We start from the raw sequence: 15,595 nt of genomic DNA, 5'->3' as shown, positions 1-15,595 counted from the left end.
GACCCCCATGGACGACTTCGACGCCTTTCTGCACACCCTGCGTGTCTGGGACCTGCCCGAACTGCCGCGGTTCGACCCGGCCACCGCCCCGGAGGCACCGCTGCCGCTCTTCCGGGAGTGGCTGCGGGCCGCACACGCGGCGGGCCAGCCCGAGCCGCACGGCATGACGCTGGCCACCACGGACGCCGAGGGACACCCCGACGTGCGGACTCTGATGCTGCACGGCGCCGACGAGCGCGGCTGGCACTTCGCCTCGCACGCGACCAGCGCCAAGGGCCGCCAGCTCGCCGAACGTCCCTACGCCGCGCTCGGCTTCTACTGGGCGGTGCAGGCCCGGCAGGTTCGGGTACGGGGGCCTGTCGTCGCGGCGCCGGATGCCGAGGGGCAGGCCGATCTGCATGCGCGCTCCACGGGCTCGCTCGCGGCGGCGCTCACCGGGCGGATGAGCGACGTGCTCGGCTCGCAGGAGGAGTTGGCGCGGGCATCGGCCGAGGCCTGGGAGCGGGCCCAGGCCCACCCCGACCTGCCGGTGCCGACGTGGACGCGTTACCTACTGGCGCCCACCGAGGTGGAGTTCTTCCAGGGCGACGCCCAACGCCGCCACGTCCGGCTGCGTTACCGGCGTGCCGGAGGCGGTGGCTGGATGCGGGAGCTGCTCTGGCCGTGAGGCTCTTTGATGGCGGGGGGCGGGTCCGTGCTCAACCGGGCGTGCAAGTGCTGGTCACGGAAGGCCGCGGTGCGCTGGGCCTCGTACATTCCGTCCCGTTTGGTGCCCTCGAAGAGGTAACGACACCGCTCGGCGACCCGGCAGGAGGCGATGTGCTCGACGGCGTGGCCGAGTTCGATCCGGTGCAGGCCGCCCTGCTCGAAAGCCCAGCGGGTGCACAGCTCCAGGGCCCGGGTGGCGAGGGAGCGGCGGCGGTGTTCGGGCAGGACCCAGTAGCCGATGGCCGCGCGGCGCATGGGGTGGTTGATTCCGCTCAGCCCGACACTGCCCACGATCGTGCCGGATTCGGTCACCGCGAACTGCGCGAGTTCCCGGCGGCCCAGACCTGCTGCCCTGGCCCTGATGGCGGCCCGTGCGTCGGACAGGTCGGTGATGGGCCGGCGCGGGGTGTTCCAGCGCAGCAGCTCCGGGTCGGTGAAGCCGCGGAGCAGTACGTCGGCATCCGCCAGGTCCCAGGGACGCAGGCTCAGCCCGAGACCGTGGATCTCGGGCCGGGCGTATGGATCGTGGTCGCTCATGCGGTCCATCCAACCGCGTGATCCATTCGCAATCGGTTCTGTCTTTGACCGAGCCCCATCAACCGAATAGGCCCGTTACGCTCCGATTCATGGACGATACGAACGACGTGCGGCCCGTCTACGTGATCGGAGCGGGACCCGGCGGTCTCGCCGCGGCGGTCGCGTTGCGGGAGCGGGGTGTACGGGCCGTGGTGCTGGAGAAGTCCGAGGAGGTCGCGGCCTCCTGGCGCAGCCACTACGACCGCCTGCACCTGCACACCACCCGGCGGCTCTCCTCGCTGCCCGGGCTTCGCATACCCCGTTCCTTCGGCCGGTGGGTGTCGCGCGACGACGTGGTGCGCTATCTGGAGAAGTACGCGCAGTACCACGATGTGGAGATCGTCACCGGAGTGGAGGTCATCGATGTCACCCGCGCCGAAGGCTCCGGCTGGCTGCTGCGGGCCACCGGTGGCCGGCAGCTGACGGGACGGGCCGTGGTGGTGGCCACCGGATACAACCACACCCCGGAACTGCCGGACTGGGCGGGCCGCGACACGTACACCGGCACGCTGACGCACGCGGGCGAGTACCGCAACGCTGCGCCGTACGCGGACCGGGACGTGCTGGTGGTCGGTGTCGGCAACACCGGCGCCGAGATCGCCGTGGACCTGGCCGAGGGCGGCGCCGGCCGGGTGCGGCTGGCGGTCCGTACGGTCCCGCACATCGTCCGGCGCTCGACGGCCGGCTGGCCGGCCCAGGCCACCGGCATCCTGGTGCGCCGGCTGCCGACCCGCCTGGTCGACCGGGCGGGCGAGTTGATGTGCCGGATCGCGGTGCCGGACCTTTCCGCGCAGGGGCTGCCCCGCCCGGACACCGGGCTCTACTCGCGGGTGCGCGAGGGCGCGATCCCGGTGCAGGACGTCGGCCTGATCGACGCGGTGCGCACCGGCCGGGTCGAACCGGTGGCGGCCGTGGACTCCTTCGATGACGGCAAGGTGGTGCTGGCCGACGGCACCCGGATCTCACCCGACGCGGTGATCGCCGCGACGGGCTACCGGCGGGCCCTGGAGCCGCTGGTGGGAAACCTGGGCGTGCTGGACGAACGCGGCCGCCCGGTCGTGCACGGCGGCCGCTCCCCGAAGCAGGCGCCCGGCCTGTACTTCACCGGCTTCACCAACCCGATCAGCGGGATGTTCCGCGAACTCGCCATCGACGCACGGAAGATCGCGTCCGCCGTCGCCGTGAAGTGAGGAGCAGTCCACCGGCCAGCAGCGCGGCGGCCGCCCCACCGGCCGCGAGTGCGCCGCCGGTCCCCGTGTGAGCCAGTTCGCCGCCTCCGGCGGTGCTGCTGTGCGCGGTATCACCGCCGCTGCCGCCACCCTGAGACGTCGCGCCGCCCTGCGGGGAACCTGTGCCGGAACCCGCGCCGCCGGCGGTCGTGTTGACCACGATCCGGGCCGTGTCGTTGGCAGGGTCGTGGTCGAAGGGCCGCATCCCCGAGCGGTGCGGGCCCTTCACGAACGCCATCCGGCCGGTGGCGTTCGTGACGGCCTCGTCGATCCGCAGCCGGAAGGTCCGAAGGCGAGGTCCGGAGCTGCCGACGCGCCCTCAGCAGCTGCGGCCGGGCCTGCGGTCAGCGCTCCGATCAGGCCGACGACAGTCGCCGCACCCGCCGCTGTCCGCACCGCGCGTGCCCTTGATGCAGCGAATGTCATGGGGCTCCCCACGAGATGATCCGGTGAAAGCGTGCCTGTGAGGTGAGACCCGCCGGAGGGGCGGACGGTTGTACGGCAGCCCTGCGGGGCGCCGCGCCCGCCTCGGGCGGGGTCAGGCCGCCAACGCCACCGGTCGGCGCCTGATCACCAGGGCCATCAGCGCCGCCGCCGCGCACAGCGCCCCCGACGCGTACCAGACCACGTCGTACGAGCCGAAGACGTCCCGGGCGAGACCGCCCAGGAACGCGACCAGGGCCGCGCCCACCTGGTGGGAGGCCAGCACCCAGCCGAAGACGATCGCGCTGTCCTCGCCGTAGTGCTCACGGCACAGGGCGATCGTCGGCGGGACCGTGGCCACCCAGTCCAGGCCGTAGAAGACGATGAAGAAGATCATCGGTGGGTGTACGGCCGGGGCGAGCAGCAGCGGGAGGAACAGCAGCGAGATGCCGCGCAGCGCGTAGTAGACCGCCAGCAGGCGGCGGGACTCGAAACGGTCGGTGAACCACCCGGAGGCGATCGTGCCGACGACGTCGAAGAAACCGATCACCGCGAGCAGTGAAGCGGCCGCCGTGATGGGCATGCCGTGGTCGTGTTCGGCCGGTACGAAGTGCGTCTTGACCAGGCCGTTGGTGGACGCACCGCAGATCGCGAAGGTGCCCGCGAGCAGCCAGAACGGGCCGGTGCGGGCCGCCCGGACGAGCACACCGACCGCCCGGCGGGCCGCCCCGGTCATCGGCGGCGGCTTCGGGACGAAGACCGGTGAGCCGTACGGCGACGCGTCCACATCGGCCGGGTGGTCGCGCAGCAGGATCCACACCAGCGGGACCACCGACAGCGCGGCGAGCGCGACGGTGACCGACGCGGGGCGCCAGCCGTGGTGTTCGACCAGCCAGGACAGGCAGGGCAGGAAGACCAGTTGGCCGGAGGCGCCGGCCGCCGTGAGGACACCGGTGACCAGGCCCTTCCTGGCCACGAACCAGCGGTTGGTGACCGTGGCGGCGAAGGCCAGGGCCATCGATCCGCTGCCCAGGCCGACCAGGACGCCCCAGTAGAGGACCAGTTGCCAGGCCGCCGTCATCCACACGGTGAGCAGCGAGCCCACGGCGATCACAGTGAGCGCCACGGCCACCACCCGCCGGATGCCGAAGCGGTCCATCAGCGCCGCCGCGAACGGCGCGGTCAGCCCGTACAGCGCGAGGTTGATGGAGACCGCGAAGCCGATGGTGCCGCGCGACCAGTGGAACTCCTCGTGCAACGGGTCGATCAGCAGGCCGGGGAGAGAGGAGAAGGCCGCGGCTCCGATGATCGTCACAAAGGTGACGGCCGCCACGAACCAGGCGCGGTGCGGTCGCGTTCGGCGGACTGCGGACGGCTTGCCCCAGGGTGCCCGGGGCTCGGTTGTCTGTGTCACGGCGTCAGCATCGCCGGAACGGGACAGTCACAACGAGTGGCCCGACGGACAGTGTTCGCTAGGATCGGGCCACACGTCATCGGGCCACACGTCATCGGGCCACGCGTCATCGGGCCACGCGTCATGTCTTGCGTCGCAGGCCCCGGATCGCGGGCACCGCGAAGAGCACCCCGCACACCAGCACGTTGATCACCACTCCGGTGACCAGCACCTGCTTCATCCCGACGGCGTCGGCGACCGGGCCGGCCAGGGCCCGTCCCACCGCGAGCATGATGAGCGAGCCCGCGACGTCATAGGCGTGCAGCCGGTTCAGCGCCTCCGAAGGGACGTGCGTCTGGACCGTCGTCGACCACATCACCAGCCAGAACGCGAAGGCCACACCGCCCACGAAGAAGCCCGCGCAGAGCAGTGCGAGCGGTACGTCGTACGCCAGCACCAGCAGGTTGGCGATCACCCCGAAGAGAGCGAAGGTGCCGGCGAACAGCGGACGGCGTGGCCGGGCCCGCATGGCGATCAGGCCGCCCACCGCGTTGCCCGCTCCGTTGATCGTCATCATCAGGCCGTACATCGCGGAGCTGTGCCGCTCGGTGACCACCACCGCCTCCAGCGGGGTCAGCGGGCCGAGCACCGTCACTCCGTAAACCGTCCAGACCGCGATCACCCCCCACAGCCAGTTGCGCGCCCGGAACTCCCGCCAGCCGCCGACTATTTCGGCGACCAGCGTCTCTCCCTGGGTGCGGGCCATCGGCGCCATCCGGATCAGGAAGAGGCAGATACCGCTGACCGCGAAGGTTCCGGCGTTCGCCGCGAAGACCGTGCCGGGGCCGCCCAGACCGGCCAGCGCACCGGCCGCGGCCGGTCCGGCCATCGTGGTCAGCGACTCGGCCACCCGCAGCAGCGCGTTGCCGCGCTGCACGTCGGGCACCACCTTCGGCAGCATGCTGGCGACGCCCGGCTGGAAGAGCGCGGCGCCCAGGCCGTTGACCGCGCTCTGCCCGTACACCAGCCACAGTGGCGGGGCGCCCGACGCGAAGACCACGGCGAGCACCGTGGTGGCGATCAGCCGCATGGAGTCCGCGAGCACCATCATCCGGCGCGGGGTGAACCGGTCGGCCAGCACCCCGCCGACGATCACGAACCCGGCGAAGCACACCATCCAGGCGCCGAGCGCGAAGCTCACCGAGGAGGCGCCGTGGCCGGTGTCCAGCAGTCCGGCGGCGAGCGCGACCGGGACCATGCCGTCGCCGAAGCGGGCGACCGTGCGGGCGGTGAAGAAGCAGCGGAAGTTACGGTTCCAGAGGGTTTCCGGGTCCGGGGCCCGTACGGGGGCGGAACCCGGGGCCGGTACCGCCGCCGGGTGGGGAATGGCCTGACCGGCCGGGCGCTTGTGGGTCACAGTGAATCTGCATATCAAGGAGTGGTCTGGACCACCAGACCCGTCTCACGGGAGGTACCGCACATGCACCGTCCGCACCGGGTCGCCGTCCTCGCACTGGACGGGCTGCTCCCCTTCGAACTGGGCATCCCGCACCGGATCTTCGACCGCCCGGTCGGCCCCGACGGGCGCCGGCTGTACGAGGTGGTGACCTGTTCGGTCCGGCCGCCCGGCCCGGTCCGTACCGACGCCGACTTCTCGATCACCGTCGAGCAGGGCCCCGAGGCGCTCGCCCCCGCCGACACGGTGGTGATCCCCGCCTCGTACGAACTCGGGCCGGTGTACACCGAGGGCAGACTGACGGACGAACTGGCCGCCGCTTTCGCGCGGATCAGACCCGGCACCCGGCTGGTCTCCATCTGCACCGGTTCCTACGTACTGGCCGCCGCCGGGTACCTCGACGGCCGGCCCGCCACCACCCACTGGTCGTCCGCCGAACACTTCCAGCGGCTGTTCCCGTCCGTCCGGGTGGACCCCGACGTGCTGTTCGTCGACGACGGCGAGGTGCTGACCTCCGCGGGGGTGGCCGCGGGCATCGACCTCTGCCTGCACATCGTCCGCCGCGACCACGGCGCCGCCGTCGCCAACGACGTGGCCCGGCGCACCGTCGTACCACCGCACCGGGACGGCGGGCAGGCCCAGTACATCGAACGTCCGGTCCCGGAGGTGCTGTTGGCGTCGACGACGGGCGCGCGCGCCTGGGCGCTCAGCCGGCTCCACCAGCCGATCCAGCTGCGGGACATGGCCGAGCAGGAGTCGATGTCCGTGCGCACCTTCACCCGCCGCTTCCGCGAGGAGGCCGGGGTCAGCCCCGGTCAGTGGCTGACCCGCCAGCGGGTGGAGCTCGCCCGCCGTCTGCTCGAGTCGTCGGACCTGTCGATCGACCGGATCGCCCAGGAGGCCGGGTTCGGCACGGCCCAGTCGATGCGGCAGCATCTGCAGGCCGCGCTGGGTGTCCCGCCCACGGTCTATCGGCGTACGTTCCGTGCCGGGGCGGGAGTGCGCGGCTGAGCCGTGGCCCGTCAGAGCAGGTGCACCCCGGGGCGGTCCGAGCGCACCTGCAGCCGGGCCTGCGTGCTCGCGGTGGCCTTGTGGCTCAGCACGGTGTCGACGACCCGGACCTGGGCGCCGACCGACTCGTGGCCGATGTCGAACAGGTGGTAGCCGCGGTGCGCGTCGACGACCTTCCAGTGCGGGTTGTCGGCCTTCAGCGGGTCCCACTGCCGGTGGAAGGCCGCCTGGTCCTGGTCGCCGCCGCTGCTGATGGACGTACCGACGAACTCGGCGCCGACCACCGCCGACGAGGGCTCGGCGAAGTCCTTCTTCAGGTCGCTGATCATCGTGAAATGACGGTCGCCGGAGAGCACCAGCGGATTGCGCACCTGCTGGAACTGCGCCATCAGCGCGTTGCGTTCGGCCTGGTAGCCGTCCCAGGCGTCGTAGTACCAGAGTTTGCCCGTACCGAGCTGCAGATCGGTCTCGGCCATCATGATCTGCGAGGCGATGACGTTCCACCGGGCGGGCGAGCGGCGCAGCCCGTCCAGCAGCCAGCGGTGCTGTGCGGCGCCGAGCATGGTGAGCTTCGGGTCCTGGGCGCCGGACTGGGTGGTGGCCTGGTTGCTGCGGAACTGACGGGTGTCCAGCACGTTCAGCCGGATGAGACGGCCGTAGTCGAAGCGCCGGTACATCTGGATGTGCGGGCCGTCCGGCACGGCGGTCGCGCGCACCGGCATGTGCTCGTAGTACGCCTGGTAGGCGGCGGTGATCCTGCGGCCGAAGGCGTCGTGCGACTGCTTCGACGGGTCCTGCGGCACCTGGCCCGCGTAGTCGTTGTCGACCTCGTGGTCGTCGAAGGTCACCACCCAGGGCGCGTGCGCGTGCATGGCCTGCAGGTCCGGGTCGGTGCGGTACTGGGCGTAGCGGTTGCGGTAGTCGACCAGGCTGTACGGCTCGTCCGTCCCCTCGTGCACCCGCACCGACGAGCTGACCGGTTTCGACTCGTAGATGTAGTCGCCGACGAAGAGGACCAGGTCCGGGTCCTGGGCGCGCATGTCGGCGTACGGGGTGAAGAAGCCCTGCTGCCAGTTCTGACAGGACGCCAGGGCGATCCGCAGGCTGCGTCCGACGGCGAGCGGGTGAGGCGCCGTCCGGGTCCGGCCGACGGGCGAGATCTGGCCGCCGCACCGGAAGCGGTACCAGTACTGACGGCCCGGCTGGAGGCCGGTGGCGTCGGCGTGCACGCTGTGCGCGAGCTCCGGGACGGCCTGCGCGGTGCCGTGACACACGAGCTTCCGGAAGCGGCTGTCGTCGGCGACCTGCCATTCGACGGCGACCGGGACGGCCGGCATGCCGCCGCCGTTCAGCGGATCGGGGGCGAGCCGGGTCCACAGCACGACGGCGTCCGGCAGCGGGTCGCCGGACGCGACACCGAGCGTGAAGAGCCCGGCGGGCAGGGCGGGTGCGTGGGACCGTGCGGGAGCGGCGGAACGTGCGGCGGCGACAGCGTCCGCTCGGTCGGCGAACGGAAGCTGGGCGGTGGCCGCGGCGCCGAGTACCAGCGCCGACCCGGCCAGGAAACGACGGCGGGCAGGGTGGGTGGAGCGGGCTCTGTCGTCTGCGGACAAACAATCTGCGGACATACGAATGGACTCCCTCTGCTCCTGTGTCCTCTGTGTCGTACGAAGATTCACAGGTCAGAGGGTCCGAGCCGTTGAACGCCGCGCGTCGTCCGCATGACGCTTCCCGGAAGGGTGGTCCGACCGGGCGCACGGAGGCGGACCTGCCGGGGCGTCAGAGTCCTCTGCGTGCGGCCGCGCCCACGGGTGCTCCCGCCACCCCTTCGCGGGCGCCCCGGTCCACCTCGCACCAGATGGATTTGCCGTGCCCCTCGGGCTGCCAGCCCCACCGGTCCGCGAGGCCGTCGACCAGTTCGAGGCCCCGGCCATTGGTGTCATCGCCCTCCGCGTGCCGCGGCCGGGGCGGACAGTCGCTGGAGTCGGCGACCTCGACCCTGACCGTGCCCGCGCTGTCCGCGGGGCCGACCAGCATGCGCAGCACGGCCGGACAGCCGGTGTGCACCACGGCGTTGGTGACCAGTTCCGAGATGATCAGGATCAGCGTCTCGGCCAGCGGCTCGTCATCCCCTATGCCGCACCCCACGAGCCGGGACCGAGCCCATCTGCGGGCCCGCCCCACATCCGCGGGATCGGGTCCGACTGTCAGCTGAACCTGAAGCACCTGCACCGCTCACACCATCCGAACCGGCTGGGGGACCTCCCAGGCTGTTCAAGCACTGGGGGGACATCGCCTAGCGCCTCCCGGGAGTCACGGACCGTGATTCCCTTGAGAGACAGCATGGTTGACGTACAGTCACCGCAACAAGCGCTTCGGGCATATTCCAGCGGGAAGGAGTAGGCGTAGTGCATACTGTGCGACGCCTGCTGCGGAGAGTCGAACGAAGGCGCCTCTCGCACCTGCGTACGGTGCGAACGGCGCGCATTCCCTTTCCGGGGGCCACCCGATGGGCAGCGCCGGCACATCCGCGCAACACGCTCATTCGCATCCCACGGAGCGTACCGGAGCCGGGCACCGACTCCGGGCCGTGACGGCTTGCGCGCAGGACACAACCCGGTATCAACGCTCGGTGACTTCCCCGTGCGGGCTGCCGCGTCACCAGCTGGTCCCGCGACAGCCCCCACGGCAGCCCGCGCCTGGATCAGGCCGAGAGGGGCTGCGGGTCGTCGGCGGTGGCCTGCCGGGTGTCCGGGTAGACGTCGAAGAGGCGGCGGACGCCCAGCGCCGCCAGGACCTTGTTGACGTGGGCGGCCGAGCCCTGGCCGGACATGCCGCCGACCCGGCCCTCCGAGGGGAGGACCAGGCGCAGCCGGCCCTGGCAGGAACGCATCAGGCGGCGGGTGGCGATCAGTACGCCGACGCCGCTGGAATCGCAGAACACCACGTCGGAGAGGTCGAGGACCACGTCGTGACAGCCGACGGCGACCGCGTCGTGCACGTGCTGGCGGACCGCGGGCGAGCTCACCAGGTCCAGTTCGCCGGAGATGCGCAGCACAACCCAACCGCCCTGCTCGGCTTCGTCCACGTTCAGCATCACGTGACTGGCCCTTCAGCTGTCGGTCCGGAAGATCCGGAAGTTCCCGTTCCTTTTCGCGGCTGCCCCACCATTCGCTCCATGAAACACCGCCTCCACCTATAACACGCCGAAGATTTCGAACAGAAATGATCGACCACCGGACAAAGGATCGGTGGCCGGCCGTTCATGTTTGACGTCTTCAAGGTCGTACTTGGTACAAAGGGGAGCGCTCCACCGACGCACCCGACTACTGTCGAACGAGGGAGAGCAGACGTTTGGGGGCTCCATGCCGAAGGACGCACCACCCCGGTGGGACCGCAGAATGCAGCAGCGGCTCGCCCGGGGCGAAGCGGCGGCGCTCGGTGAGCTCTACGACCGGTTCGCGTCCCTCGTGCACAGCCTGGCCCATCGGGTGCTGGACGACGACGAGGCCGCCGACCGGATCACCCGTGAGGTCTTCGGGTATGTCTGGGAACATCCCGATGCCTACGAACCGAAGGACGGCTCGATGAGGTCCTGGGTGGCCACCCTCGCCCACCGGCAGGCGGTGCAGCGGCTGTGGCAGTCGGAGGCGGCGTCACTGGCCGCGAGCGGCGAGGGAACCACCGAGGAGCTGGAGCGGAAGGTCCGCAGGGCCTCGGCGGCCGCCCGTGCCGACTACATCGTCACGTCCATGCCCGCGCCACTGCGGGCCGCCCTGGAGCTCGCGTACTTCCAGCGCCGGGACTACCGCCAGACCGCGGCCGACCTCGGAGTGACGGAGGACGAGGCGCGACGGCGGCTGCGGCTGGGATTGCAGCTGCTCTCCACGGCCAACACCCGGCCCGTCGACGGATCGTCACCGCCCGGATACGGAGGGGCGCTGTGACGGGGCCGGCCGGACAGCCGGCCGGGCCGCCGGAGGAGGAACCGGCGCCGTGCATACCGGGCCCGCGGGGCGCGGCCGACGATCTTTCGATACTGCCGGAGCCGCCGGTGACGCTCTCCCACCGAGTGCTGAAGTCACTGCTCGGCGCCTGGGCACTGTCGGCGTGCTCCTTCGAGGAGACCGACGCCGTCGAGGCGCACCTCACCGACTGCGCGCCGTGCGCCGACGAAGCGCTGCGGCTGCGGGACGCGGTGGCGCTGCTGCACTCCGGCCGGAATCTGGACCTCGACCCGATGCTGCGCTCCCGCGTGCTCCAGGGGTGCCTGGGCCGCCGGCCGGCCCGCATCCCGGTACCGGACTGGGCGCTGCCGTACGACGCGGAGACGGCGCGGCTCGACGCCCTGCTCAACGACTTCGGTGACGCCGAGTGGCACGCGCCGGTGCGGCTCAAGTGGTACGAGGACGAACAGGTGGTCTCCCGCCGGACCACGGTCGCCGGTGTCATCGGCCACCTGCTGACCGTCGACGGCCTGGTCTCGGCGGCGCTCGGCCTGGACGACGCGCTGCGGAAGGTCCTCGGTGACACCCGAGGCGACACACGCGGTGACACCAGGGAAGACGCCTCGCAGAGCGCACCGGGCGGCCGGGTATTCCCCCGCTCCCCGACCGAGCGCACCACGCAGTACTGGCGCGCACTCGCCGCCCCGCCGACCGGGTCGATACGCGAGCCGTGGCGCGAGCAGAGCCACACGCTGATCCGTACGGTCTCCTTCGCGGGCGGCGGGACGGCGGAACTGCCCGTGCCGTACGGCGAGTTCAGCCTGCCGCTGCGGGATGCGATGCTGGACCGGGCCTTCGAGTGCTGGGTGCACGCGGCCGACATCGCGGAGGCGGTGGACTACCCGTACGAGCCGCCGGCCGGCCCGCACATGCACCGGATGATCGACCTGGCGGCCCGGATGCTCCCGCCCACGCTGGCCGGCCGTCGCCGGGCGGGGCTCGCCGCCCCGCCGCGCGAGCTGGTCCCCGCGGGGGCGCCCGGCCGTTCGCTGCGGCTGGAGATCGAGGGCGCGGGCGGCGGCGACTGGTACATCGCGCTGGACTCCCCCGGCGCGGTCGGCTCCGCGGACCATGCGGTGGCGCATGTCGCGCTCGACGGATCGGAATTCTGCCGGCTGGCGGCCGGGCATGTGCCTCCCGATGAGGCGGTGGCGGGCCAGGACGGCGACCGCGAGGCGATCCGGGACGTGCTGTTCGCCACGGCTTCCATGTCGCGGCTGTAGTCCGGCCTCGCGAGGCCCGGGCCTTCAGGGCGTCCGGCTGCCCGTGGCACCGGGGCGGGTGGCGAGGTACTCGGCGGAGCGCTCCAGGGTCCATCCGTGGGCTTCGATGAGGCCGGTGGCGAAGTTACTGAGGTACGCGGCGGAGGGGGCGTTCAGCTCCGCCTCGGCGAGGCTCCACGGGGCGGTGATGGCGAAGACCGGGATGCCGTCGATCGCGCCGGGGCAGACCAGGTTCTCGTACCGGCCGGGGCCGAGCCGGTCGCGGCCGGTGGCGAGCGCCCGGGTCAGGTCGATGTCCGTGCCGGGGTCCCGGTGCATTTCCTGGGCGGCGATGTCGCTGAACTGCTCGGCGGTGACGAGGTAGGCGCGGGCGGGCATCTCGCCGGCCAGGTCGGGGTCGTAAAAACCCATGCCGCCGGTCCACACGAGCGACTCCAGGGCGAAGTACAGCAGACCGGGCAGCAGCACCGGCACCGTTCGCTCCGGCAGTCGGCGGTCGCGGCAGCCCGGGTAGGTACGGGCCCCACCAGGTGGCCGGCCGCCTTGGATGTAGTACGCCAGGCGGTCGGCGTGCATGTTCGAGCCGTACGCCGCGTACCACACCAGCCCCTCGGAGGCCGATGCACCGGCGGCCGTCGGCTCCGCCCGTCGGATGCGCCGGACAGCGGCCGCAGACGCCTGCGCAGGGCGGCGGCTGCCGGCGATCTGCCGCATATCGTCCATGGTGGACGACGCTACCAGCGGCACCGATGACAGCCCTTAGTCGAAGACCACCGTGCGGCGGCCATTGAGCAGGATCCGGTGCTCCGCGTGCCACTTCACCGCTCGGGCCAGCGCCCGGCACTCCACGTCGCGGCCGATGGCGACGAGCTGCTCCGGGGTGACGTCGTGCCCCACCCGTTCGACTTCCTGCTCGATGATCGGTCCTTCGTCCAGGTCGGCCGTCACATAGTGCGCGGTCGCGCCGATCAGCTTCACGCCACGGGCGTGCGCCTGGTGGTACGGCTTCGCGCCCTTGAAGCTCGGCAGGAAGGAGTGGTGGATGTTGATGATCCGGCCGTTCATCGCCTTGCACAGGTCGTCGGAGATGACCTGCATGTAGCGGGCGAGGACCACCAGCTCGACGTCCTCGGCGCGGACGAGTTCCAGCAGCTCTGCCTCGGCGGCCGGCTTGTTGTCCTTCGTCACCGGGATGTGCCGGAACGGAATCCCGTACGAACCGACCAGCTCGGCGAAGTCGGGGTGGTTGGAGACGACCGCCGCGATCTCCACCGGCAGCGCGCCGGTGCGGGAGCGGAACAGCAGGTCGTTCAGGCAGTGGCCGAACTTGCTGACCATCAGGACGATCCGCATCCGGTCGTCGGCCCGGTGGATCTGCCAGTCCATCGCGAAGGCGTCACCGACGGCGGCGAAACTCGCCCGCAGCTTGTCCAGGGTCACCGGCTGCTCGGCGGCGAAATGCACCCGCATGAAGAAGAGACCGGTGTCCCGGTCCCCGAACTGCTGGCTGTCCTCGATGTTGCATCCCGTGATGAACAGATAGCTCGACACGGCGTGCACGATGCCCTGCTTGTCCGGGCAGGAGAGAGTGAGGACGTACTGGTCGGTCATGCGGAACAGGGTGCCACAAACGTTCGGCCTCAGAGGGCCCTGGTCATGATGTGGAGCACCTCCAGGGTCCGCGGAGGCGCGTCCGGATCATCCGCATCGGCGGTGGCCAGCCGGACATGGGCCTCCCGTGCCGCCCTGACCGCCTCCGGCCAGCCGTGATGTTCCATATAGACCGATACGGGAGCATCGGCCCCCACTTGGTGCATGATGCGCAGCACCCGCAGCACGGCGACGTCGACGAGCGCGGCCTCGCCGGAGTCCCGGAACACCGTGCCGACGTACTTCTCGGCGGACCAGTTATCGAGCCAGGTGTCCTCGACCAGCCGGTACACGGCGTCGGTGATGTCCCCGTACTCCGCACGCCCGGCCAGCCAGCACTCCTGGTGGAAGACCGGATCGGAAAGCATATGCAGCGCCGAGCGCACATTGGCGCGCCAGCGCCACCACGGCATGTCGTTGAGCGGCATGCCGCCCATGGTGGTGGAGCGACGGCCGTGACGGGAAGCGTTCGGGGAAGCTTGCACGATTTCGATCGTACGTTCCCCGGTTGTGGAGACTCCCCACCCCCCGGAATTCACTCTGCGGTCACCGACCGTTGAGGGCAGGCCACCGGCGCGTTACCCGGGGCACGGAAGGGTTCGGGGACATGACCGGTTGGCGACGTTCCTTCACCGTCCTCGCACTCTGCATGACCGTCGGGGCCGCCCTGCTCACCGGCTGTGGCGGGTCCTCCGACGCATCGGCGGGCTCCAGGGACCCCGTCACGGTCATGACCTGGGCCCCCGAGGGCACCGGCGCGACCAATATGCCGGGGATGCCCGCCATGGCGTCGGCCTACGCGCGCTGGGTGAACGCACAGGGCGGCATCGACGGGCACCGGCTGAGAATCGTCACCTGCAACGACCACAACGACCTGCGCGGCGCGGCCGCCTGCGCGCGGCAGGCGGTCACCGACAACGCGATCGCGGTCGTCGGCTCGTACAGCATCTACGGGCAGTCGTTCATGCCGCCGCTCGAAACCGCGGGGATCCCCTACATCGGCGGTTACGGCGCCTCGTCCGAGGAGTTCCGCTCGTCGCTCTCCTACCCGGTCAACGGCGGGCAGGCCGCGCTGCTGGCCGGAAACGGCAAGCAACTGGCCCGCGACTGCGAACACATCGCGCTGGTGCGGCCGGAGACCGTCGACGGCGACGAACTGCCGGTCCTGCTCGACACCGGCCTCGCCGAGAGCCACCGGGGCCCGGCCACCGACATCCCCACCACCGCGGACGCCGGCGAGTACAGCGGCCCGGCCGGGGCAGCGCTGAAGGCGGCGGGCGCCGACCCGGGCCTGCCGGGCCGGACCGGAACGGCGACAGCGACCGCGCGGACCGCCAAGGGATGCGTGACGGCGGCCCTGGGCGACCGCACCGAGACCTTCTTCGACTCCTTCCGGCGGCTCGAACAGCCCGGCCGGAAGGTCAGGGTCGCCTCGGTGCTCGGCAGCGTGAACCAAGGCCTCATCGACAGCACCGGCGGCGCCAGGAGCCCCTTCGAGGGGGCGTATGTCACCGGCTGGTACCCGCAGGCGAGCGACCCGCGCTGGCAGCCGATGCGCGACGTGATCGGCAGGTACGCGTTCGACGATAACCGCATCGACCCGGCCGACGCGGGCGTGCAGACCACCTGGATCGCCTACTCGGCGCTGCGGCAGACCATCGAGTCGCTGCACCGCGACCACGTCACGGCGGACGACCTCACCCGTGCACTGGACAGCGGTTTCGCCGTGCACACCGGCGGGATCACACCGACCCTGCGGTGGCGCTTCGAGGACATGCTGGCGTCGCGGGACTTCCCGCGACTGGTCAACCACCGGGTGACCTACCAAGTGGTGCGCGAGGGACGGCTGGTGGCGGTGCAGAAGGACGCCGTGGATGTGGGGCCCACGCTGGAGAAGGCGTCCATGGCGGAGTGATCCG

Annotated in this window: 15 protein-coding genes; 6 read left to right on the top strand and 9 right to left on the bottom strand. The window is 71.3% G+C overall.

Features of this window, described 5'->3' with window-relative positions:
- Positions 1-7 precede the first annotated feature (7 nt).
- Positions 8-667: a pyridoxal 5'-phosphate synthase gene (locus AB0M87_RS26810; RefSeq protein ID WP_365857225.1), complete on the top strand. Its 660-nt coding sequence runs from the start codon at positions 8-10 to the stop codon at positions 665-667.
- Here AB0M87_RS26810 and AB0M87_RS26805 read toward each other — a convergent pair.
- The gene (locus tag AB0M87_RS26805) at positions 616-1,245 is read right to left on the bottom strand and encodes a GNAT family N-acetyltransferase (RefSeq protein WP_365857223.1); all 630 of its coding nucleotides are present in this window, start codon (positions 1,243-1,245) and stop codon (positions 616-618) included. The genes AB0M87_RS26810 and AB0M87_RS26805 overlap by 52 nt on opposite strands.
- Before the next feature lie 89 nt (positions 1,246-1,334).
- On the opposite strand from AB0M87_RS26805, the gene AB0M87_RS26800 reads away from it, so the two are divergent.
- Positions 1,335-2,474 (top strand): NAD(P)/FAD-dependent oxidoreductase, encoded by a 1,140-nt coding sequence (locus AB0M87_RS26800; RefSeq protein WP_365857221.1) that lies wholly within the window; start codon positions 1,335-1,337, stop codon positions 2,472-2,474.
- Between the two features lie 577 nt (positions 2,475-3,051).
- On the opposite strand, the gene AB0M87_RS26795 is transcribed toward AB0M87_RS26800, so the two are convergent.
- Both AB0M87_RS26795 and AB0M87_RS26790 read right to left on the bottom strand, forming a co-directional pair.
- Entirely contained in the window at positions 3,052-4,350 is a 1,299-nt protein-coding gene (locus AB0M87_RS26795; protein WP_365857219.1) for an MFS transporter, read from the bottom strand.
- A 121-nt stretch (positions 4,351-4,471) separates the two neighbouring features.
- A complete protein-coding gene (locus tag AB0M87_RS26790; RefSeq protein ID WP_365857214.1) occupies positions 4,472-5,746 on the bottom strand; it encodes an MFS transporter in 1,275 nt (424 codons plus the stop codon).
- 63 nt (positions 5,747-5,809) lie between these two features.
- Here AB0M87_RS26790 and AB0M87_RS26785 point away from each other — a divergent pair, with 63 nt between their 5' ends.
- Positions 5,810-6,796, top strand: a complete 987-nt coding sequence (locus AB0M87_RS26785; RefSeq protein WP_365857212.1) for a helix-turn-helix domain-containing protein — start codon at positions 5,810-5,812, stop codon at positions 6,794-6,796.
- 11 nt (positions 6,797-6,807) lie between these two features.
- Here AB0M87_RS26785 and AB0M87_RS26780 read toward each other — a convergent pair whose 3' ends face one another.
- The 3 genes from AB0M87_RS26780 to AB0M87_RS26770 form a co-directional block, all read right to left on the bottom strand.
- Positions 6,808-8,424, bottom strand: coding sequence for an alkaline phosphatase D family protein (locus AB0M87_RS26780; protein WP_365857210.1), 1,617 nt, complete (start codon positions 8,422-8,424; stop codon positions 6,808-6,810).
- Positions 8,425-8,575: 151 nt separating this feature from the next.
- Positions 8,576-9,028 carry an ATP-binding protein gene (locus AB0M87_RS26775; protein ID WP_365857208.1) on the bottom strand — a complete coding sequence of 151 codons (453 nt, stop codon included), beginning with the start codon at positions 9,026-9,028 and terminating at the stop codon, positions 8,576-8,578.
- Positions 9,029-9,500: 472 nt separating this feature from the next.
- Entirely contained in the window at positions 9,501-9,896 is a 396-nt protein-coding gene (locus tag AB0M87_RS26770) for an STAS domain-containing protein (RefSeq protein WP_365857206.1), read from the bottom strand.
- A gap of 265 nt (positions 9,897-10,161) precedes the next feature.
- Here AB0M87_RS26770 and AB0M87_RS26765 point away from each other — a divergent pair, with 265 nt between their 5' ends.
- Positions 10,162-10,743 (top strand): sigma-70 family RNA polymerase sigma factor, encoded by a 582-nt coding sequence (locus AB0M87_RS26765; RefSeq protein ID WP_365857204.1) that lies wholly within the window; start codon positions 10,162-10,164, stop codon positions 10,741-10,743.
- A 53-nt stretch (positions 10,744-10,796) separates the two neighbouring features.
- Positions 10,797-12,026, top strand: coding sequence for a zf-HC2 domain-containing protein (locus AB0M87_RS26760; protein ID WP_365857289.1), 1,230 nt, complete (start codon positions 10,797-10,799; stop codon positions 12,024-12,026).
- Positions 12,027-12,050: 24 nt separating this feature from the next.
- On the opposite strand, the gene AB0M87_RS26755 is transcribed toward AB0M87_RS26760, so the two are convergent.
- The 3 genes from AB0M87_RS26755 to AB0M87_RS26745 form a co-directional block, all read right to left on the bottom strand.
- Positions 12,051-12,602 (bottom strand): histone deacetylase, encoded by a 552-nt coding sequence (locus tag AB0M87_RS26755; RefSeq protein ID WP_365857287.1) that lies wholly within the window; start codon positions 12,600-12,602, stop codon positions 12,051-12,053.
- A 183-nt stretch (positions 12,603-12,785) separates the two neighbouring features.
- Positions 12,786-13,637 carry a formyltetrahydrofolate deformylase gene (gene purU / locus AB0M87_RS26750; protein WP_365857202.1) on the bottom strand — a complete coding sequence of 284 codons (852 nt, stop codon included), beginning with the start codon at positions 13,635-13,637 and terminating at the stop codon, positions 12,786-12,788.
- A gap of 29 nt (positions 13,638-13,666) precedes the next feature.
- On the bottom strand, positions 13,667-14,113 hold the full coding sequence (locus AB0M87_RS26745; RefSeq protein ID WP_365857285.1) for a hypothetical protein: 447 nt from the start codon (positions 14,111-14,113) through the stop codon (positions 13,667-13,669).
- A 170-nt stretch (positions 14,114-14,283) separates the two neighbouring features.
- Between AB0M87_RS26745 and AB0M87_RS26740 the strand changes: the two genes are divergently transcribed.
- Positions 14,284-15,591: an ABC transporter substrate-binding protein gene (locus tag AB0M87_RS26740; protein ID WP_365857200.1), complete on the top strand. Its 1,308-nt coding sequence runs from the start codon at positions 14,284-14,286 to the stop codon at positions 15,589-15,591.
- Positions 15,592-15,595 lie beyond the last annotated feature (4 nt).

This window comes from Streptomyces sp. NPDC051320 (genome assembly GCF_040682175.1).
Lineage (GTDB): Bacteria > Actinomycetota > Actinomycetes > Streptomycetales > Streptomycetaceae > Streptomyces.
The sequence above is the reverse complement of the archived record's forward strand: the minus strand, read 5'-3'. Positions and strand labels throughout refer to the sequence as shown.